Origin of the sequence: Aliivibrio fischeri (assembly GCA_038993745.2) — a bacterium.
In the GTDB taxonomy this organism is placed as follows: Bacteria; Pseudomonadota; Gammaproteobacteria; order Enterobacterales; family Vibrionaceae; genus Aliivibrio; species Aliivibrio fischeri_B.
In genome coordinates this window covers 2,650,934-2,670,273 of record CP160629.1, presented here as the reverse complement: position 1 = coordinate 2,670,273, position 19,340 = coordinate 2,650,934, and the positions used below count along the sequence as shown (strand labels likewise).

Sequence of the window (19,340 nt, the reverse complement as noted above, 5' to 3'; positions counted from 1 at the left end):
TTTTTTTTATTACAAAAAAAACCACCGATAAACGGTGGTTTTTTGTTTAATTTATTGCGAAATTAATGCAGTAAATTAAAAACCTTCCATGTTTTTAGCTTCAAGCTGTTGGAAGTATTTAACTGTTTTCACTTTCAGTTCTTGTGTTGATGGCTCATCACACACGATTACTGATTTAGGGTGAAGTTGAAGTGCAGATACAGTCCATAGGTGGTTTACAGAACCTTCAACAGCAGCTTGCAGAGCAAGACCTTTGTTGTGGCCTGTGATTAGGATCATGATCTCTTCTGAATCAAGTAGAGTACCAACACCGATTGTTAGTGAGTACTCAGGAACAAGGTTCATGTCGCCACCGAAGAAGCGAGAGTTAGCAATACGAGTATCTTCAGTTAACGTTTTAATACGTGTGCGAGAAGATAGAGATGATGCTGGTTCATTGAAAGCGATGTGACCGTCGTTACCCACGCCACCCATGAATAGGTTAATGCGGCCGTAAGACTTGATTTTGTCTTCGTAACGTTGACATTCCGCTTCGTGATCTTCTGCATTACCATTTAGTAGGTTGATATTTTCAGGTTGAATATCAATGTGGTTGAAGAAGTTTTCGTGCATGAATGTGCGGTAAGACTCAGGGTGATCCGCTGGAAGACCAACATACTCATCCATGTTGAACGTTACTACGTTTTTGAAGCTTACTTCGCCAGCTTTATGTAGTTCGATTAGCTTTTTGTAAGTATTAAGAGGTGTACCGCCAGTAGGTAGACCTAGAACAAATGGACGATCAGCGGTTGGGTTGAATGCATTGATACGGTTAACAATGTGTTGTGCAGACCATGCACCAACTTGTTCAGCGCGGTTTAGCGGGATTAATCTCATTTGTATACCTCAAAAAAAACGTAAGTCGTAGAATCAAAAATCATTAATTCGCATTATAAAATAAGTTATCACGTATCACCAATGATTTTGCTCAATAAAGAAACATTATTATTTAACATTGATCACGTTTGTACTTAAATGATCCATAAATGGATCGGCTTTCATAAAACCAGTTAAACGGGAATCAGATAAATATTCTCCGTTGGCATTCCAAAAATCGATAGTTGGTAGCCCAAGAACTTTTAGCTGCTGTAATAGCTCAATATCCGTTGGACTGTTCTTTGTTACGTCTGCTTGTAATAAAACAAACTCAGATAATACAGGCTCAACTTTCTCATTATGGAAGGTGTACTTTTCAAATTCTTTACACGCAACACACCAATCAGCATAAAAGTCGAGCATGACTGGTTTTCCTTGTGCTTTGGCTATTTCTAGTTCTTGGTTTAACTCATTAATATTAGTGATTTTTTTAAAGGTCACAGTTTGAGTTTTTGTTGTTATCTCTGTATTGCTTTTTCCAGAAATCGCATCAATTACCGGAATAGCTGAACCAACAATACCTAAAATGGCCACAATGCCAACAATACTGGTCTTCCATGACTGAGGCATGGTTGCTTTAACATGATATAACCAACCAAATGCAGCAATACCTAACGCAGACCAAACAAATGGGGTGATGTCATGTGGAAGAATTCGCTCTAATAAAAACACAGGAACGGCAAGTAAAATAAAACCAAATAGTGTTTTTACATGCGTCATCCAAACACCGGCTTTTGGTAGTAATTTATTGCCAAATACCGCCGCCAAGATCAGTGGAATACCCATACCAATAGCCAGAGCATAAAGAGCAATAGCCCCTGTTAGTAAGTCTCCACTTTTTGCCACATAAAGTAGGGCGCCAGAGAGTGGTGCCGTTGTACATGGTGAACAAACTAAGCCTGAGATAGCTCCCATGGCAAATACACCACCTAAGTTACCACCTTGCTGCTGATTACTGATGTCATTTAATTTAGTTTGTATGCTACTTGGTAGTTGAATGGTGTAAGCACCAAACATAGAAAGAGCAAGTAATACAAATAGAATGCTTAATCCAATAAGTACATAAGGGTGTTGTAATGCCGCTTGGAACTGAAGACCAGCTGAAGCAACCACTAATCCAAGTAGGGTATAGGTTAATGCCATGCCTTGAACGTAAACAAAAGAGAGTTTAAATGCCTTACCATGAGATAATTTACCGCCACCTAAAACAATCCCCGTTAAGATAGGGTACATAGGCAGTACGCAAGGTGTAAACGCAAGACCGATACCTAATGCTAGAAATAAGAAAGGTGTCCACCAAGCATCACCTAAATTGGTCGCTAACTCTTGTTGTTGAGTTTGCGTTTTTGGTGTTTCAGGTGCTGGCTGAACTGATGTTTTTATTCCAACCGGTGCATTTTCACTTTTGGCAACCACATCTGTTTTTGCTACTTCATTTTGATAGCTACTTGGAGCGCTTAGTGCAGATAGTGGAATTTTACGAATTTCAGGTGGATAGCAAAATCCAGCTTTTGCACAACCTTGGTATCGAACAATTAATTCTGCGTTATCACTGACTGAAACCAGTGGAACAGTAATAGTTAATGGCTCAGTGTAAATATTCACATCACCAAAAAACTCATCATTATGAGGGGTTCCATCTTCCATTACGAGATCAGCAATTTCAGCGCCATTGGCTTTTACAGAGATGCGTTGTTGGTATAGGTAATAGTCAGGTTTTACTTGCCAATCTAAATAAACACGATCGCCTTGTTGCATAAAATTGAAAGGAAAAGCCTCATTTACTGTCACAAAAGATGAATCTTGGCTTCCTTGAAGTTTGGTTAAATCAAACGCAGCATTGGCGTTAGGAACCAAGGTTGTGAACAAAAGAAAGAGAGATAAAAGGGCTGTTCGAAAGCGATATAAATGCGTCATGTGAAAATCTTTATAAATATAGGTACGGATATGACTATAGAAACGGTCAAGAGTTCGACAAGTATAGTATCAATTCGCACGATTTTATATCTATCTCTTCTTGCTTATTATGAGAATAAATTGTCATTTGTTGCGGTTTCGGGATCCCTACGACACTATTTTTCTCATACTAAAACTATGCTTGTTTGGATGACAATTCAAAGAGGGTGTGGTGATGAAATACAAACATATTCTAGTTGCTCTGGATCTTTCAAAAGAAAGCCATTTATTGATTGATAGAGCAGGTTCATTAGCCGAACTTGTGGGGGCAAAAGTATCGTTTATTCATATTGATGGGACTCATGGAGAAATTTATCCAGAGTTAATTGATATTCAGGCTGAACCTGAATTAAAGCCATTAAATGAACCTTCAAATAAGTGGCTTACTGAATTTCAACAATATACGATATTTCCAGTTGAACATTTTTGGGTAGGTACTGGCGATTTGAGTAATAAGGTGAGTCTTGCTGTTACAGATACAGACGTCGACCTTATTATTTGTGGTCATCACCATGACTTCCTGAGTAAGATTATTTCTTATTCTCGACCATTGATAAACCATTCACCTGTCGATATTTTGGTGGTTCCAATCCCTTCATAAAGACATAAAAAAATGGCAGCTTAATCAGCTGCCATTTTGAGAGATATTATTGCAATTCACCTATTAAAGAATAATACCACCGAATGCAAAACCTAGAGCAACAGATGTTGCGATAGTTGCCACACCAGGGATAAAGAATGGGTGGTTAAATACTAGGTTACCGATACGAGTTGAACCAGTGTCATCCATCTCAACCGCTGCAAGTAGTGTTGGGTAAGTTGGAAGAACGAACAGTGCACTTACCGCAGCAAAAGAAGCAACAGCTGTGATTGGTGCAACACCGATAGCAAGAGCTGCAGGCATTAGAGCTGTTGTTGTTGCACCTTGAGAGTACAGAAGCATTGAAGCAAAGAATAAAACAACAGCTAGCATCCAAGGGTATTGTTCAAGAATGTGTGCAGAGAATTCTTTGATTTCACCAATGTGAGAAGATACAAATGTATCACCTAACCAAGCAACACCAAGCACACATACACAAGCACTCATACCTGATTTAAATGTTGCTGCGTTAGCAATTTTAGACGCATCAATTTTAGTGAAAGTAACAATTGCTGCAGCAGCTGTTAGCATTAGAGCCATGATAGCTTCGTTACGACCGATTGTTGGGTGCTCAATTAGGCCCACACTACCACTGATCATTGTAGCGTAAGCCACAACAGCAATGATTGCCGCACAGAAGATGTAAACAGATGCTTTTGCCGTTGGTAAGATTTCACGCTTACCTGTGCCATTCATCTTAATTAGACCTTTTTGAAGGCGATCTTGATAAACAACATCATCTTTTAGCTCACAACCTAGGAAGTTAGCAACAAAAGCACCAACCATACATGCTAGGAATGTTGAAGGAATACATACAGCTAATAGCGTTAGGTAATCTACACCTAGAGGCTCAAGGATACCTGAGAAGAAAACAACCGCCGCTGAAATAGGAGACGCTGTGATTGCAATTTGAGATGCAACAACGGCGATAGAAAGTGGGCGAGATGGACGAACACCTTGTTCTTTTGCAACTTCAGCAATAACTGGAAGCGTAGAGAAAGCCGTGTGGCCAGTACCAGCTAGCATTGTCATGAAATACGTTACGATAGGTGCATAGAAAGTAATGCGCTTTGGATTTTTACGTAAGAATTTTTCTGCTAGGTCAACTAGCCAATCCATACCACCAGCAACTTGCATCGCTGCAATAGCAGTAATAACTGACATGATAATTAGGATAACATCGATTGGGATAGAACCAGCGTCTAGACCTAAAATCATGGTTAGAACTAGCACACCTGCGCCGCCCGCAAAACCAATACCAATACCCCCAATGCGCGCACCTAAATAGATGAACAGCAGTACTACGAAAAGTTGTACAGCAATCATATGAAACTCCACTTTTTTAATATTAAATAATTATTCATATTTTAACTGAGTAGCTATATATAGTAATTGGGAAAAAATATGAATAATTACTTTGAGTATTTTATAAATAAGAAATTACAAATAAAAAAAGCGAGCCCCTGAGAGCTCGCTATTGAACGTTAAGAATTAATCGTAACGTTTTGCTTTGTATTCTGGGTGCATCAGGTTCTCAACAGAGAAGATGTCGTCCAGTTGTTCTTCAGTCAGTAGACCGCGTTCTAGAACTACTTCACGAACACTCTTACCTGTTTCAGCACAGATTTTACCAACAATGTCACCTTCGTGGTGGCCAATGAATGGGTTTAGGTAAGTTACGATACCGATAGAGTTAAATACGTGAGCTTCACATACTTCTTTGTTTACAGTGATGCCATCAATACACTTATCGCGTAGGTTCACACATGCATTACGTAGGATGTCGATTGATTCAAACAGAGCTTGACCAATAACAGGTTCCATTACGTTTAGTTGTAATTGACCCGCTTCAGCAGCGAAAGTAACAGTAGTATCGTTACCGATTACTTTGAAGCACACTTGGTTAACTACTTCTGGGATTACTGGGTTAACTTTTGCAGGCATGATTGAAGAACCAGCTTGAAGCTCTGGAAGGTTCAATTCATTTAGACCAGCACGAGGACCAGAAGAAAGAAGACGTAAGTCATTACAGATCTTAGACATCTTAACCGCAGTACGTTTTAGCGCACCGTGGATCATTACGTAAGCACCACAGTCAGATGTAGCTTCGATTAAGTCTTCAGCTGCAACACATGGTAGACCTGTTACTTCAGATAGGTGTTTAACTGCTGCTTCTTGGTAACCAGTCGCAGCGTTTAAGCCAGTACCGATTGCTGTTGCACCAATGTTCACTTCTAATAGAAGTTGTGCTGTGTAGTGAAGGTTTTTCACTTCTTCTTGAAGTAATACACCCCAAGCGTGGAATTCTTGACCAACAGTCATTGGAACCGCATCTTGAAGTTGAGTACGACCCATTTTCAGGATGTTACGGAATTCTTGATCTTTAAGATCGAATGCACCTTTTAGGTATTCAATCGCTTCGATCAGTTTCATCATGCTGTTGTATACCGCAATACGGAAACCTGTAGGGTATGCACAGTTAGTTGATTGAGATTTGTTTACATGGTCGTTAGGGTTAACGATGTCGTATTCGCCTTTTTCTTTGCCCATTAATTCAAGAGCAACGTTAGCGATAACTTCGTTAGCGTTCATGTTTACAGAAGTACCAGCACCACCTTGGAAAACGTCAGATGGGAATTGATCCATGCACTTACCTGTTTCTAGGATAAGGTCACATGCTTTAATGATGTATTCACCAACTTGTGAAGGAATAGCGCCCAATTCTTTGTTCGCTAGTGCCGCCGCTTTTTTAGTGTAGATCATGCCGCGTACAAATTCTGGAACATCAGAAATTGTTACGTTAGAAATATTGAAGTTTTCGATAGCACGAAGGGTATGAATACCGTAGTAAGCTTCAGCAGGAACGTGACGTTCACCTAGCAAATCTTCTTCAATACGAGTTGCTGCAGTATTCTTTGTATCTAAATCAAGCATCTGAGTCATAGTAAGCCTTTAAGGTTCTATATTTAATTATTGGATTCTTTCCAAGTGATCATATCTGCGAGTAGAGTCCGTTCGTCAGAGTTGATCAATATCGTACCTGATGCCTTGTTTTGAAGTAATCATACACCTCTTTAGTGGTAAAAATGTTAACTTGATCACTTTTTAAGTCTCGTTTTTGCAAATTGTATCAAATTGCGATAACGCTCTCACCAGTTGTTAATAAGTTGACTTTATAAGTTATATAACTTGCAGCTTGAGTTAATAACTTTGATTGCTGTTTACACTCTTTTACAGTCTTTTTTGTTGAAAAAGTGGCCTGTGTGCCTCATTTAACAAATTAGAGAGAGAAAAAAACGTTTGAAGTATTTGCCTGCTACACTAAGTGAATTAAATAAAGCGTTCAAATAGTCTTAAATCCGTTAGAGGTGAACCGTGTTTCCTATTTTATTAGTGATGTTTATATTTGTACCTATCATTGAGATTGCCCTGTTTGTGCAAGTCGGAGGAATGTTAGGAATGTGGCCAACTATTGCATTAGTTCTTATTACTGCTTTTGTTGGGGCATCATTAGTGCGTAGTCAGGGGATTCAAACCCTAATGTCTGTGCAATCTAAGTTGCAGCAAGGTGAATTGCCTGCACAGCAAATTGTTGAAGGGGTTATGTTAGCGGTTGCTGGTGTATTACTGCTTACTCCTGGTTTTATGACAGATACTTTAGGTATGTTGGTACTATTACCTGCTCCAAGAGCTTACTTAGCTAAACAGCTAATGAGTCGAGTGAAAGTGAATAATATGGGGTCGTCTCAAGGAGGTTTTCATGCCGGATTTGGTGGTGGCTTTGATCAAAATGGCCCGTTTAATCAAGGTAATCCATTTGACCATTCACGCCAGGATGATCAACAAGGGGATGTATTTGAGGGTGAGTTCCAACGTAAAGAAGATGATCCGAATAAGACCTTAAAATAGTCCTCTTAATTTATCGAATTAAATAAAAAAGCCGCATTATGCGGCTTTTTAGTATTTCATTGTTAGCGTCTTAACCAAGAACGTGGGTTTTGTGCTTTACTGTTACGACGGATCTCAAAGTAAAGTGAAGGTCTGTCTTGACCGCCACTGTCACCCACAACCGCAATGGTTTCTCCTGCTCGTACTTTATCGCCTTCTTTCTTCATTAGGCTTTGGTTGTAGCCGTAAAGCGTCATATCACCTTTACCGTGATCGATTAATACCATCAAGCCATAACCACGTAGCCAATCGGCAAAAACAACTTTACCTGAATAGACTGCTTTTACAGGCGTTCCGTAATCACCAGCGAGTACCATACCTTTCCAAGTTAATTGACCTGTTTGTTTGGTACCAAAGCTGTGTAATGTTTTTGGGTTGCTTATTGGCCAAGGTAGACGGCCTTTTTGTCGGCCAATGCCGTCCATTGGTACATTATTCTTCGCTTTTGCTTTAGCTATCGCTGTTTTTAAACGTTTTTCATTTTGCTGCAATTCATTTAAATAGCTGCTTTCGTTTGTAATGCGTTTTCTGATACTTGAAACGGTCTTTTTACGTTTATTTTGTGATGTTTGAAGTGTTACTTTCTCTTTTTTGTATTGAGCGAGAAGTTCACTTTGACGTTGTTGTTTTTCAAGTAAATCAGCTTCTTTTTCTTCAAGCTGCATATTGGTGAACTCTAATTGAGAGATGGCACCAACACGAGCTTCTGATATACGTTGAGCGTATTGAGTCATACGATCCATTTTGGTCACATCATCACCGCTAAGCACATTTGATAACTGGTTATTTCGACTGGTTAAGTAATAGTTTACTAATAGGTCTTTTAATATCTCAGTCTGTCCAATCTGTTGTTGTGTTAATTCAGATTGTTGCTGCTTAAGGTTGCTAATAGAGCTTTTTAATGTCGTTAACTCTTGTTCAGCATTACGTATTTTTTTCGATGCGTTTGCTATCGAAACTTCATGCTTTTTAAGGCTGTTTTGAAGGCTAGAGAGTTCTTTTTTCTGTTTGCTTAATACGGTATTTTGGCGAGATATTTCTTGTTTCATTCCCTTTAATTCGGCATCACTAGCGTGAACCAAGATTGGAGAAGAAAATGCCAGACATACTAACGCTGTCGTAGCTAATCGACGACAAAAGAAAGAATTGTTTAAAAGGGATATGTTCATCGCTGCATTATTTCAGATCGAGTGGGTTCTGACTAGATAGAGTTTAACTTTGGTCTCAATTGTAAAACCAATATCACAGCATTTTCTTTGGATTAGCGAGTTTTTTTATCCTTGCTAGTTTCAGAACAAACCCTAGGGTATACTTTCGCTTCAAATTTAGAGCCTATGGTAACCGATCCGATTAGTGGTATTGAGTTATCTAATACATCAGAGATAAAGAATATGGAAACCTCGATCATTGATTTTGTAAGCAACAACATGATTTTAGCTGTTGTGTGGATTGGTATTGTTGTCGCGTTAATTCAAAACGTAGTAAAACAAAAACAGCGGGTTACCAAGAAGTTGACCCAGCACAAGCAACAACACTAATGAACCGTGAAGATGCGATTGTTTTAGATATTCGCTCTAAAGATGAGTTTAAATCTGGTCATATTACGGATGCACGTCACATTTTACCAAGTGACATTAAAGCAGGTAACTTGTCTGGTCTTGAAAACTCAAAAACAACCCCAATTATTGTTGTATGTAAAACAGGTCAGACAGCTCAAGCAGCAGCAAATGATTTGCATAAAGCTGGCTTTGAGCAAGTTAAATTACTTAAGAATGGCCTAATCTCTTGGAATGAAGCTAACTTACCGTTAGTTAAAGGCAAAAAATAATTGCCGCTTTCCTAAGCAATTGATTCATTTTGATGTGATATCTGGCTCATTTTTTAGATATCACGAATGCAGAGTAAGGTGACATCGTTATTCTGCATTCATATACATATTACATAAAGGACTTTTCCCATGGCTGAAGCAGCACAAGCGCAACAACAAAACTTCGCAATTCAACGTATCTTCCTAAAAGACGTATCTTTTGAAGCGCCAAATTCACCAACTATGTTCCAAAAAGAGTGGAATCCAGATGTTAAGCTGGATCTTGATACTCAAAGCCGTGAACTAGGTGAAGGTGTTTATGAAGTGGTTCTACGTCTGACTGTTACGGTTAAGAACGAAGAAGAAACTGCATTCCTTTGTGAAGTTCAACAAGGCGGTATCTTTACAGCTGGTCAAATGGAAGAAGCTCAACTAGCTCATTGCCTAGGTGCATTCTGCCCGAACATTCTGTTCCCATATGCTCGTGAAACTATCTCTAGCCTAGTAGTTAAAGGTACTTTCCCACAACTAAACCTTGCGCCAGTTAACTTTGACGCATTGTTCATGAACTACCTACAAAGCCAAGCTCAAGAAAACGCAGCTGCGCCTTCTGAAGCATAATAATGAATAGCCTTGTGCTATTGATTAATTTGTAGAGAATAAATGCACTTTTTTATCTAATATGGTTTCTATACGCTTTATAGTTTCTGTATTTTGGTAGAAAGTGCATTTTGCTTTTAATATAACTGTATCTCTTGATACTTGTTTTGGATGGTCACAATGACAACACAAACTGATTACTCTGATATTTCAATGACCGTACTTGGTGCTGGTTCATACGGAACGTCTCTGGCTATTTCTCTTGCTCGTAATGGCGCAAAAGTGATTTTATGGGGCCATGAAGAAGCACATATGAATCGTCTTGAAGCCGATCGCGCAAATGAAGAGTTTTTACCTGGTGTTGCTTTCCCACCATCATTAATCATGTCGACTGATCTTGAAAAATCAGTTCAAGCGAGCCGTGATTTACTTGTTGTGGTTCCAAGTCATGTGTTTGGTTTGGTTCTTGGTAATGTAAAACCATTTTTACGTGATGACTCTCGTATCTGCTGGGCGACAAAAGGGCTTGAGCCTGAAACAGGTCGTTTATTAAAAGAAGTGGCAGTTGAGGCGTTAGGTGAATCGCATTCACTGGCTGTGCTTTCTGGACCTACTTTTGCTAAAGAACTTGCTTCTGGTATGCCAACGGCGATCGCTGTAGCGTCTCCTGATAAAGAGTTTGTTAAAGACCTACAAGAAAAAATCCACTGTTCTAAAACATTCCGTGTTTATGCAAATAATGACTTTACGGGAATGCAATTAGGTGGCGCGGTGAAAAACGTCATCGCCATTGGTGCGGGTATGTCTGATGGTATTGGTTTTGGCGCTAATGCTCGTACGGCACTAATCACTCGTGGTTTAGCTGAAATGACTCGATTAGGTGTAGCTTTAGGTGCTGAAGCTGAAACCTTCATGGGTATGGCAGGTTTAGGTGACTTAGTATTAACTTGTACTGATAATCAGTCTCGTAACCGTCGTTTTGGTTTGGCTTTAGGTCAAGGTGGTGATGTAGATAGCGCTCAAGAAGAAATTGGCCAAGTGGTTGAAGGTTATCGCAATACCAAAGAAGTTTGGCTGCTTGCAAATCGTATGGGTGTTGAAATGCCTATAGTTGAGCAAATTTATCAAGTATTGTATCAAGGAAAAGATGCAAGAGTTGCTGCGCAGGACTTATTAGCGCGAGACAAAAAATCAGAATCGTAATTCAAGGATGGTATTAAGATGAATGAATGTAAGAAACACAAAGTATGGGAATGTATTGTTCGAGAAGCGCGTGAGCAATCAGAACAAGAACCCATGCTTGCAAGCTTTTATCATGCAACCATCATTAAACATGAAAATTTAGCGGCAGCATTAAGTTATATTTTAGCGAATAAATTGGCTACGGCTTCAATGCCTGCGATGGCGGTTCGTGAGGTTGTTGAAGAGGCGTTTGCTTCAGATCCAACGATTACTGATGCTGCGGCATGCGATATTTGTGCAACCGTGACTCGAGATCCTGCGGTTTCTATGTACTCAATGCCTTTGTTGTATTTAAAAGGCTACCACGCATTGCAAGGCTACCGTGTATCAAACTGGCTATGGAAACAGGGCCGTGTTGCATTAGCAACGTACCTACAAAATGAAATTTCTGTTGCTTGTCAGGTGGATGTTCACCCTGCTGCTACCATCGGTAAAGGGATCATGTTTGACCATGCTACAGGTATCGTTATTGGTGAAACTGCGGTAGTTGAAAACGACGTTTCTATTTTGCAGGACGTGACACTTGGTGGTACAGGTAAAGAGTGTGGTGATCGTCATCCTAAGATCCGTGAAGGCGTTATGATCGGTGCGGGTGCGAAGATCTTAGGCAACATTGAAGTGGGTGTTGGCGCTAAGATTGGTTCATGTTCTGTAGTATTGCAGGCTGTTCCTCCTCATACGACGGTTGCGGGTGTTCCTGCAAAAATCGTTGGGCGTCCGAGCTCTGAAATGCCTTCTCTTGATATGGACCAACAGTTTAACGGTAAATCTCAAACGTTTGTTGCTGGTGATGGGATTTAACACCTATTATAGTTACAGAACAGATCATCCAAGAATACGCATAAAAATAGCCACTATAGAGTGGCTATTTTTGTATCTGAAGTCTCTTATTGTCGAGGATTATAACCCGCCTTCGAATCCCATTTGGCGCCATGCTTCGAATACTATGATGGCGACAGAGTTCGATAGGTTTAAGCTACGGCTGTCTGGCATCATTGGAATGCGAATACGCTGTTCCATAGGTAAACCATCAATTAAATCAGCTGGTAATCCACGAGTTTCAGGACCAAATAACAACACATCACCTTTCTGATAGGTTGGTGTTGTGTGGTGACCAGTTGTCTTAGTTGTACAAGCAAAGATACGGTGCTCTACATCACTGTCATTGGCTAAATATTCAAGAAATGCGGCGTAGTTTTTGTGGCGTTTTACGTGTGCTAAATCGTGGTAGTCTAAACCTGCGCGACGTAATTTCTTTTCTTCTAAATCAAAACCCAGTGGTTCAATCAAATGTAGGTTTGCACCACAGTTAGCAGATAATCGGATAATGTTGCCCGTATTTGGGGCGATTTCAGGTTCGTACAGCGCAATATCAAACATAATGAACTCTTGAATAAACGGAAATTAAAAGCAGTATATCTAAACTCATCCAAATAACACATGACTTATATCGAGATTCGTTTTGTTTGATATAAGCCATGAGTGTTCGTTTTTGAAGAATTTATTCTATTGGCAGTGTTATTGTCATTCGTAATCCACCTAATGGACTTCGGCTCGCAATAATTGTCCCATTGTGTTGATAAATGGCACTTTCAGTAATCGCTAAACCAAGCCCAGTTCCGCCACTGCTTCGATCACGAGCGGTAGAGACACGGTAGAAAGGTTTAAAGATATCTTGTAGTTCATCTTCAGGGACACCTTCGCCATTATCATCAACGATGATGGTGAGAATTTTACCGTTGTCATTGATGTTTACCGTAACGACATCGTTACCGTATTTGATTGCATTGCGTATAACGTTTTCTACGGCGCTCATTAATAAATTAGGATTACCAAAGATAGGCGTTTCTTTTAAATCAGAGTAAGTCAGTACTTTATTTAAATGCTCGGCTTCAAATTTGGCGTCTTCTAAAATATCAAACCATAATGAGTAAGCATCGGTTTTTTCTCGCTCTTGATGACTATTAACTTGAATGCGAGAAAGCTCCAATAACTCAGATATCATTTGTTCTAAACGATCCGCTTCCATATCTATTCGAGATAATTCTGCACTTTCCCCTTGTTTACGAGTGGCAAGAGCAGTCGCCATTCTTAAGCGGGTTAGCGGGGAGCGTAATTCATGTGAAATATCTGAAAGTAAACGCTGTTGACCCGAAATCATGGTATTTAATGAGCCAACCATCTGATTAAAGCTTTGTCCGGTTTTTCTAAACTCTCTTGGACCTTTTTCAAGATCTTTATCTTTTTCAAATTGGCCTTTAGCAACGCGCTCTGCTGCCTTTTGTAAACGTCTTGCAGGTTGACTTAATGCCCAAGCAAGCCAAAGTAAAAAGGGCGTACTAACGAGCATGGTAACTAAGAGTAATTGCCCTGGTTTATCTAATATTCTAAGAATAAATGGTGGTGGCTTTTTCCAATATCGCCCCACATACATATAAACGGTTTCATGGGCAATCACGATATCAAAAGGACCAGCCATCATGGTTCTTCCATAAAGTTTTTGTTGTGGTAATTCGGGATTATCAGACAGCGTTAAAAAGTTAAGTAAGGCTTTTTTTCTTCCTCGAAGTTCTCTTGGTTTATCTAAAATTTCACCGTTGGGGTGGTGAAAAATAGATCAAGATTTTCGTCGTGTCTATGCGCTCGGTGACTGATCTCTTTCAATGTTTTTTTCAAATTATCACGCTCAGAGTACTTTCCTGTAATGTAAGCGGCAATTTGAGTCATTTTAGTTAGATGCTCAGCTGCAATATTGTGACGAGAACGGGGGTCAAAGTTGGGGCCAATAACAACCCCAATAAGTACCAATAGTAAGGTTAACCAAAAAATGGCAAAGATCCGGCCATATAAGCTGGATAAAAGGGGGAAGCGAGTATTTACCTTAAACACCGATTACTCCTCTACAAACAAATAGCCGCGGCCTCGTAATGTTTTAATTCGAGGTTTTCCTTCTGATAGTGGCGGTAATTTTTTGCGTAAATTAGACACGTGCATATCAATAGCACGGTCAAACGGTGCAAGACGTTTGCCTAGTACCTCTAAGCTGAGATCTTCTTTCGATATGATTTCGCCTGGCTTTTGGATGAACTGTGATAATAGACCGAATTCAGTTCCTGTTAGCTCCATTAGTTCACCATTGCGATAAGCTTCTTGTTTGCCAACAAAGAGTTCAATATCTTGGTATTTGATACTGCCGCTATTACTCTCTTTTGTTTTGCCTTGAGTACGTCGTAAGATGGCACGAATTCGAGCTAGTAACTCTCTGTCGCTAAATGGCTTTGGTAAGTAATCATCTGCACCAAGCTCAAGACCAATCACACGATCAATTTCTTCACCTTTGGCTGTGAGCATAAGAACAGGCGTTTCATTTGTCTCTCGTAATTTACGGAGCATATCCATGCCATTCATTTTAGGCATCATGATATCAAGCAAAATAAGGTCAAGATCATCGGTTATTGCAGCTAAACCTTCAATACCATTATTAGCTTCTATTACGTTATAGCCTTCTAAACTTAAGATATCTTTTAACAGAGCTGTCAGTTCAATATCATCATCAACTAATAAAATCTTTGCCATTCTTATCTACTCGCTTTCTTACCAACCATTTGGTAATGATAGTATCGCCAAATAAACGAAGGAATACCAACCTTCAAAATAACCTTTACGTTGCTTTACGCTCAAAATACACTCATTTACGTTGACTGAGCTATTCTTATCTCATACCAAACAACGCAGAGTTGTGTACCCATACAATAAGATTTCTTCAACGGAGATAATACAATGAATATGATGAAAAAAATGGTTTTAGGCGCAGTTGTTCTTCCTCTTTCTTTAGCGTCAACATCGGCATTTGCTTTTGGTGGTGGTCATCATGATGGTGGAATGAAAGGTGAAGGGATGCATGGTGGTAAGTGCATGATGAAAGCTAATAAAAAAGCATTTAAAGATCTTGATTTAACCGATGAGCAGAAAGCAAAATTTGAAAAAATGCGTGAGGAGCGTAAAGCTGAACATAAAGCGAAAAGAGGTGAGCATCGTCAACCAACTGCTGAAATGAAAGCCGATCACCAAGCTATGCAGGACTTAATCTTAGCGGATAACTTTGATGAGCAAGCAGTACGTGATTTAGCTGAAAAAATGTCACAACGTCAGATCGATCGTCGTGTAGAAATGATGAAAAAACGTCACGAAATGATGAACATTTTAACTCCTGAACAAAAAGCAGAATTTAAAGCAAACCAAGATAAATATATTGCTGATTGCGCACATTAATTCGCTTTAGTCGAATAAAAATGAAACGAGTCCTTATGAAAGTAGGGGCTCGTTTTTTTGTTTATGCCAATATTGTTGTAAATATATTAAAAAATGGAATTACGATTTTGAGATTAAATCTTTATACTAGGGATTGATTTTTAAGCAATGGGAAAAACATGACTCAGAAATACGCCTCTTTAGTAACAATGGCTGCATGGCTTGCAACTATAGTTGCTACGGTTTTAATGTTATTTAAATTAGGAACTTGGTGGGTAACCGGTTCGGTGAGTTTACTGGCTTCACTCGTTGATTCATTGCTTGATATGGGCGCTTCTATTACCAATTTATTGGTTGTGCGTTATGCACTTCAGCCACCAGATGAAGAACATCGATTTGGGCATGGTAAGGCTGAATCTCTTGCCGCATTGGCTCAAGCTATGTTTATCTCTGGCTCTGCTTGTTTCTTGTTACTGAATGGTGTTGAGCGTTTTTTCCGTCCTCAAGATGTGATTGCTCCTGAGTTAGGTGTGTATGTCAGTGGTTTTGCTATTGTTTTAACCCTTGGCCTTGTGTTGGTTCAACAGTGGGTCGTTAAGCAAACAGGAAGCCAAGCGATTGCTGCGGACTCTCTGCATTATAAAACGGATTTATTTATGAATGCAGCTATTATGTTGGCACTGGCGTTGAGCTGGTACGGTTGGCATCAAGCCGATGCTATTTTTGCTTTAGTGATTGGGGTGTATATATTAGTAAGTGCCTTTAAAATGGCTTATGAAGCGATTCAATTATTACTTGATAGACAATTACCGGCAGAAGAGTTAGATCAAATAAGAGAAGCGTGTTGTCGAGTTGAAGGAGTGAAGGGGATTCATGATTTACGTACTCGTTTAGCTGGCCCAACTCGATTTATTCAACTACATTTAGAGCTTCCAGATCAAATGCCTTTAGTTCAAGCACATAAGATTGCAGATGCCGTAGAAGATGAGCTTTTATCTGTGTTCCCACATTCTGATATTATAATTCATCAAGACCCATTATCAGTTGTGCTAGACTCAGACAGAGAGCAACAACAGTTTAGTTAAGTGTTTGCGTAGTATTATTAGCGTTTTTTGTTTTTTGGTAACAGAAAAATAAAATTGTCATGATTGATTCTGATGTGAATCAACGAACTTTTTCAGTAAACTGGTAATACTCTTACATAAGAAAAAAAATTACAGATTATTAATGGTGAGCAGATTAGGGAGTTTGCTTGCTGTGTTCAAAATTGAAATTGAAATTCCCAACCATATTTAGAGGGTAACCATGGTCAAGAAGATTGGTGTTTTAACAAGTGGTGGCGATGCGCCGGGTATGAATGCGGCAGTTCGTGGTGTTGTTCGTACAGCATTGACGGAAGGCCTAGAAGTATTTGGTATTCATGATGGCTACTTAGGTCTTGTTGAAGATCGTATCGAAAAATTAGAGCGTCACAGCGTATCTGATATGATCAACCGCGGCGGTACATTCTTAGGTTCAGCACGTTTTCCTGAGTTTAAAGAAGTAGCTGTTCGTGAAAAAGCGATCGAAAACCTTAAGAAACACGACATTGATGCGCTAATCGTTATCGGTGGTGACGGTTCTTACATGGGTGCGAAGAAATTAACTGAAATGGGTTACCCATGTATCGGTCTTCCTGGCACAATTGATAATGATATCGCGGGTACTGACTACACAATTGGTTACCTAACAGCATTAAACACTGTTATTGATGCAATTGACCGTCTACGTGACACGTCTTCTTCTCACCAACGTATTTCTATTGTAGAAGTTATGGGTCGTCACTGTGGTGATTTAACTCTTATGTCTGCAATTGCTGGTGGTTGTGAGTACGTTATTACTCCTGAAACAGGTTTAAACAAAGAAGCTCTGATTCAAAATATCCAAGATGGTATTGCGAAAGGTAAAAAACACGCAATCATCGCGATCACTGAGCTGATGACTGATGTTAACCAACTTGCAAAAGAAATCGAAGCTGAAACGGGTCGTGAAACTCGTGCAACGGTTCTTGGTCACATTCAACGTGGTGGTCAACCTGGTGCATTCGACCGTATCCTAGCTTCTCGTATGGGTAACTACGGTGTTAAATTGCTGATTGATGGTCACGGTGGCCGTTGTGTTGGTATTCAAAATGAACAACTTGTTCACCACGATATCATCGATGCAATTGAAAACATGCGTCGTCCAGAAAAACTTGAGCTATACAAAGTAGCTGAAGAGTTATTTTAATTTAGGATTGAATTCTAGATACAAAAAACCGAAGCGAGTGCTTCGGTTTTTTTATGCCTGTAATTATTCCAAATATAAGTCGAGAGGTGTTTTGCTTTTTCTACCACCAATCTCTCTAGCTAATGTAGGAACAAGGTAACCAGATACATTTTCTATCAGTTCACTCATTAACTGTTTGGCTTTTTCGTCAGAAACAAAGAAATGAGCAGCCCCTTGGACTTTATCTAATACATGAAGGTAATAAGGCAAAATACCCGCATCGAATAATGCTTCACTTAATTGAGTTAATGTATCTGCATTATCATTAACGCCTTTTAATAACACGCTTTGATTTAATAGAGTGACATGAGCAAGCTTTAGTTTGTGCATACTACTGATGAGTTCTTGGCTAATTTCATTAGCATGATTGATATGAGTCACTAGAATGATTTGTAAGCGTGTTTTTGTAAATAGTTGACATAACGTATCGGTAATACGGTTTGGTATTACCACCGGCAAGCGAGAGTGGATACGAAGGCGCTTGATATGCGGGATTGCTTCAATATGGTCAATTAACCATTGAAGTTCGTGATCTTTGGCCATTAATGGATCACCGCCAGAGAAAATAACTTCATTTATTTCTGGGTGGTTGGAGATGTAATCAATGGACTCTTGCCAAATAGTTTTGCTGCCTTTGTTGTCTTGATATGGAAAGTGACGGCGGAAGCAGTAGCGACAATTAACAGCGCATCCCCCTTTAACAATCAATAGAACTCGGTTTTTATACTTATGCAATAAACCTGGCTGTTGGTTGTCTTGCTCCTTTAAAGGATCGTTCGAATATCCCTCATGTACCTCGAATTCTTGATCTAAAGGCAATACTTGGCGTAATAAAGGATCAAAAGGGTTGCCAAATTCCATTCTATCGACAAAACTTGTCGGCACACGTAACGCAAATAACTTTTTCGCTTCCAATCCTTTTTCCCACGGAGCGCTATCAATACCAAGTGTTGAAAGTAGCTGATGAGGGTTAGAGATCGCATTCGCTAGTTCTTTGAGCCAGTTTTGCTCAACAGGAGCGTCATTTCGGGTTATCATGTGTGACATTATTTATAACTCAACGATGTTAAGAGGAAATCATGGCGTCAGTAAGTACCAATGAATTCAAAGGCGGTTTGAAATTTATGTTAGATAATGAGCCATGCTCAATTATCGAAAACGAATATGTTAAGCCAGGTAAAGGTCAAGCATTCAACCGTGTAAAACTTCGTCGATTGCTTTCTGGTAAAACACTAGAAAAAACATTTAAATCAGGTGAAAGCTTTGAACTAGCTGACGTTGTAGATGTAGAGTTAGACTACCTATACAACGATGGTGAGTTCTACCACTTCATGAATAGCGTAAGCTTTGAGCAAATCGCAGCTGATGTTAAAGCAGTTGGTGATACAGCTAAATGGCTAGTAGAAAACGATACTTGTACGCTGACTCTTTGGAATGATAATCCAATTACAGTGACACCACCAAATTTTGTTGAACTTGAAGTAACTGAAACTGACCCAGGTCTAAAAGGTGATACTCAAGGTACTGGTGGTAAACCAGCAACGCTATCTACTGGTGCAGTAGTTCGTGTTCCACTATTCATCGCTATCGGTGAAGTAGTTAAAGTTGATACACGTACTGGCGAATACGTTGGTCGTGTGAAGTAATTTCGATTTATATCGAGAATAGCTTTAT

General features: G+C 39.5%; 17 protein-coding genes and 2 pseudogenes. 10 read left to right on the top strand and 9 right to left on the bottom strand.

Annotated features, from left to right (window positions below; translation table 11 throughout):
* Positions 1 to 75: 75 nt before the first annotated feature.
* A complete protein-coding gene (gene nagB, locus AAFX60_012790) occupies positions 76 to 876 on the bottom strand; it encodes a glucosamine-6-phosphate deaminase (GenBank protein ID XDF77500.1) in 801 nt (266 codons plus the stop codon).
* 108 nt (positions 877 to 984) lie between these two features.
* Positions 985 to 2,832 carry a protein-disulfide reductase DsbD gene (locus AAFX60_012785; protein XDF77499.1) on the bottom strand — a complete coding sequence of 616 codons (1,848 nt, stop codon included), beginning with the start codon at positions 2,830 to 2,832 and terminating at the stop codon, positions 985 to 987.
* A gap of 214 nt (positions 2,833 to 3,046) precedes the next feature.
* On the opposite strand from AAFX60_012785, the gene AAFX60_012780 reads away from it, so the two are divergent.
* Positions 3,047 to 3,472: a universal stress protein gene (locus AAFX60_012780; protein XDF77498.1), complete on the top strand. Its 426-nt coding sequence runs from the start codon at positions 3,047 to 3,049 to the stop codon at positions 3,470 to 3,472.
* Between the two features lie 63 nt (positions 3,473 to 3,535).
* Here the strand turns inward: AAFX60_012780 and AAFX60_012775 are convergent, their stop codons facing one another.
* Positions 3,536 to 4,837 (bottom strand): anaerobic C4-dicarboxylate transporter, encoded by a 1,302-nt coding sequence (locus AAFX60_012775; GenBank protein XDF77497.1) that lies wholly within the window; start codon positions 4,835 to 4,837, stop codon positions 3,536 to 3,538.
* 165 nt (positions 4,838 to 5,002) lie between these two features.
* Positions 5,003 to 6,454 carry an aspartate ammonia-lyase gene (aspA, locus tag AAFX60_012770; protein ID XDF77496.1) on the bottom strand — a complete coding sequence of 484 codons (1,452 nt, stop codon included), beginning with the start codon at positions 6,452 to 6,454 and terminating at the stop codon, positions 5,003 to 5,005.
* Between the two features lie 432 nt (positions 6,455 to 6,886).
* Between aspA and AAFX60_012765 the strand changes: the two genes are divergently transcribed.
* Positions 6,887 to 7,420 carry an FxsA family protein gene (locus AAFX60_012765; protein XDF77495.1) on the top strand — a complete coding sequence of 178 codons (534 nt, stop codon included), beginning with the start codon at positions 6,887 to 6,889 and terminating at the stop codon, positions 7,418 to 7,420.
* 62 nt (positions 7,421 to 7,482) lie between these two features.
* On the opposite strand, the gene AAFX60_012760 is transcribed toward AAFX60_012765, so the two are convergent.
* Complete coding sequence (locus AAFX60_012760) at positions 7,483 to 8,628, bottom strand: peptidoglycan DD-metalloendopeptidase family protein (protein XDF77494.1); 1,146 nt, start codon at positions 8,626 to 8,628, stop codon at positions 7,483 to 7,485.
* 222 nt (positions 8,629 to 8,850) lie between these two features.
* Here AAFX60_012760 and AAFX60_012755 point away from each other — a divergent pair.
* From AAFX60_012755 to cysE, 4 genes and pseudogenes are all read left to right on the top strand, one after another.
* Positions 8,851 to 9,287 (top strand): annotated as a pseudogene (locus AAFX60_012755) (rhodanese-like domain-containing protein).
* 129 nt (positions 9,288 to 9,416) lie between these two features.
* Positions 9,417 to 9,887, top strand: coding sequence for a protein-export chaperone SecB (gene secB / locus AAFX60_012750; protein ID XDF77493.1), 471 nt, complete (start codon positions 9,417 to 9,419; stop codon positions 9,885 to 9,887).
* 150 nt (positions 9,888 to 10,037) lie between these two features.
* Entirely contained in the window at positions 10,038 to 11,069 is a 1,032-nt protein-coding gene (gene gpsA, locus AAFX60_012745) for an NAD(P)H-dependent glycerol-3-phosphate dehydrogenase (GenBank protein XDF77492.1), read from the top strand.
* A gap of 18 nt (positions 11,070 to 11,087) precedes the next feature.
* Positions 11,088 to 11,909 carry a serine O-acetyltransferase gene (cysE, locus tag AAFX60_012740; protein XDF77491.1) on the top strand — a complete coding sequence of 274 codons (822 nt, stop codon included), beginning with the start codon at positions 11,088 to 11,090 and terminating at the stop codon, positions 11,907 to 11,909.
* Positions 11,910 to 12,008: 99 nt separating this feature from the next.
* On the opposite strand, the gene AAFX60_012735 is transcribed toward cysE, so the two are convergent.
* The 3 genes and pseudogenes from AAFX60_012735 to AAFX60_012725 all read right to left on the bottom strand — a co-directional run bounded on the left by AAFX60_012735 (position 12,009) and on the right by AAFX60_012725 (position 14,684).
* Complete coding sequence (locus AAFX60_012735; GenBank protein XDF77490.1) at positions 12,009 to 12,488, bottom strand: tRNA (cytidine(34)-2'-O)-methyltransferase; 480 nt, start codon at positions 12,486 to 12,488, stop codon at positions 12,009 to 12,011.
* Positions 12,489 to 12,609: 121 nt separating this feature from the next.
* Positions 12,610 to 13,997: pseudogene (gene cpxA, locus AAFX60_012730) on the bottom strand (envelope stress sensor histidine kinase CpxA).
* A 3-nt stretch (positions 13,998 to 14,000) separates the two neighbouring features.
* Entirely contained in the window at positions 14,001 to 14,684 is a 684-nt protein-coding gene (locus tag AAFX60_012725) for a response regulator (GenBank protein ID XDF77489.1), read from the bottom strand.
* Between the two features lie 204 nt (positions 14,685 to 14,888).
* On the opposite strand from AAFX60_012725, the gene AAFX60_012720 reads away from it, so the two are divergent.
* The 3 genes from AAFX60_012720 to pfkA all read left to right on the top strand — a co-directional run bounded on the left by AAFX60_012720 (position 14,889) and on the right by pfkA (position 17,627).
* Positions 14,889 to 15,380 carry a CpxP family protein gene (locus AAFX60_012720; protein XDF77488.1) on the top strand — a complete coding sequence of 164 codons (492 nt, stop codon included), beginning with the start codon at positions 14,889 to 14,891 and terminating at the stop codon, positions 15,378 to 15,380.
* 158 nt (positions 15,381 to 15,538) lie between these two features.
* Entirely contained in the window at positions 15,539 to 16,444 is a 906-nt protein-coding gene (gene fieF, locus AAFX60_012715; protein XDF77487.1) for a CDF family cation-efflux transporter FieF, read from the top strand.
* A 220-nt stretch (positions 16,445 to 16,664) separates the two neighbouring features.
* Entirely contained in the window at positions 16,665 to 17,627 is a 963-nt protein-coding gene (gene pfkA / locus AAFX60_012710; protein XDF77486.1) for a 6-phosphofructokinase, read from the top strand.
* A 63-nt stretch (positions 17,628 to 17,690) separates the two neighbouring features.
* On the opposite strand, the gene epmB is transcribed toward pfkA, so the two are convergent.
* A complete protein-coding gene (gene epmB, locus AAFX60_012705; protein ID XDF77485.1) occupies positions 17,691 to 18,713 on the bottom strand; it encodes an EF-P beta-lysylation protein EpmB in 1,023 nt (340 codons plus the stop codon).
* Between the two features lie 32 nt (positions 18,714 to 18,745).
* On the opposite strand from epmB, the gene efp reads away from it, so the two are divergent.
* Complete coding sequence (gene efp, locus AAFX60_012700; protein XDF77484.1) at positions 18,746 to 19,312, top strand: elongation factor P; 567 nt, start codon at positions 18,746 to 18,748, stop codon at positions 19,310 to 19,312.
* Positions 19,313 to 19,340: the final 28 nt, after the last annotated feature.

Coding starts and splice junctions, on each gene's coding strand:
- nagB (XDF77500.1), bottom strand. CDS start 876: ATGAGATTAATCCCGCTAAACCGCGCTGAACAAGTTGGTGCATGGTCT.
- AAFX60_012785 (XDF77499.1), bottom strand. CDS start 2,832: ATGACGCATTTATATCGCTTTCGAACAGCCCTTTTATCTCTCTTTCTT.
- AAFX60_012780 (XDF77498.1), top strand. CDS start 3,047: ATGAAATACAAACATATTCTAGTTGCTCTGGATCTTTCAAAAGAAAGC.
- AAFX60_012775 (XDF77497.1), bottom strand. CDS start 4,837: ATGATTGCTGTACAACTTTTCGTAGTACTGCTGTTCATCTATTTAGGT.
- aspA (XDF77496.1), bottom strand. CDS start 6,454: ATGACTCAGATGCTTGATTTAGATACAAAGAATACTGCAGCAACTCGT.
- AAFX60_012760 (XDF77494.1), bottom strand. CDS start 8,628: ATGAACATATCCCTTTTAAACAATTCTTTCTTTTGTCGTCGATTAGCT.
- secB (XDF77493.1), top strand. CDS start 9,417: ATGGCTGAAGCAGCACAAGCGCAACAACAAAACTTCGCAATTCAACGT.
- gpsA (XDF77492.1), top strand. CDS start 10,038: ATGGTCACAATGACAACACAAACTGATTACTCTGATATTTCAATGACC.
- cysE (XDF77491.1), top strand. CDS start 11,088: ATGAATGAATGTAAGAAACACAAAGTATGGGAATGTATTGTTCGAGAA.
- AAFX60_012735 (XDF77490.1), bottom strand. CDS start 12,488: ATGTTTGATATTGCGCTGTACGAACCTGAAATCGCCCCAAATACGGGC.
- AAFX60_012725 (XDF77489.1), bottom strand. CDS start 14,684: ATGGCAAAGATTTTATTAGTTGATGATGATATTGAACTGACAGCTCTG.
- AAFX60_012720 (XDF77488.1), top strand. CDS start 14,889: ATGAATATGATGAAAAAAATGGTTTTAGGCGCAGTTGTTCTTCCTCTT.
- fieF (XDF77487.1), top strand. CDS start 15,539: ATGACTCAGAAATACGCCTCTTTAGTAACAATGGCTGCATGGCTTGCA.
- pfkA (XDF77486.1), top strand. CDS start 16,665: ATGGTCAAGAAGATTGGTGTTTTAACAAGTGGTGGCGATGCGCCGGGT.
- epmB (XDF77485.1), bottom strand. CDS start 18,713: ATGTCACACATGATAACCCGAAATGACGCTCCTGTTGAGCAAAACTGG.
- efp (XDF77484.1), top strand. CDS start 18,746: ATGGCGTCAGTAAGTACCAATGAATTCAAAGGCGGTTTGAAATTTATG.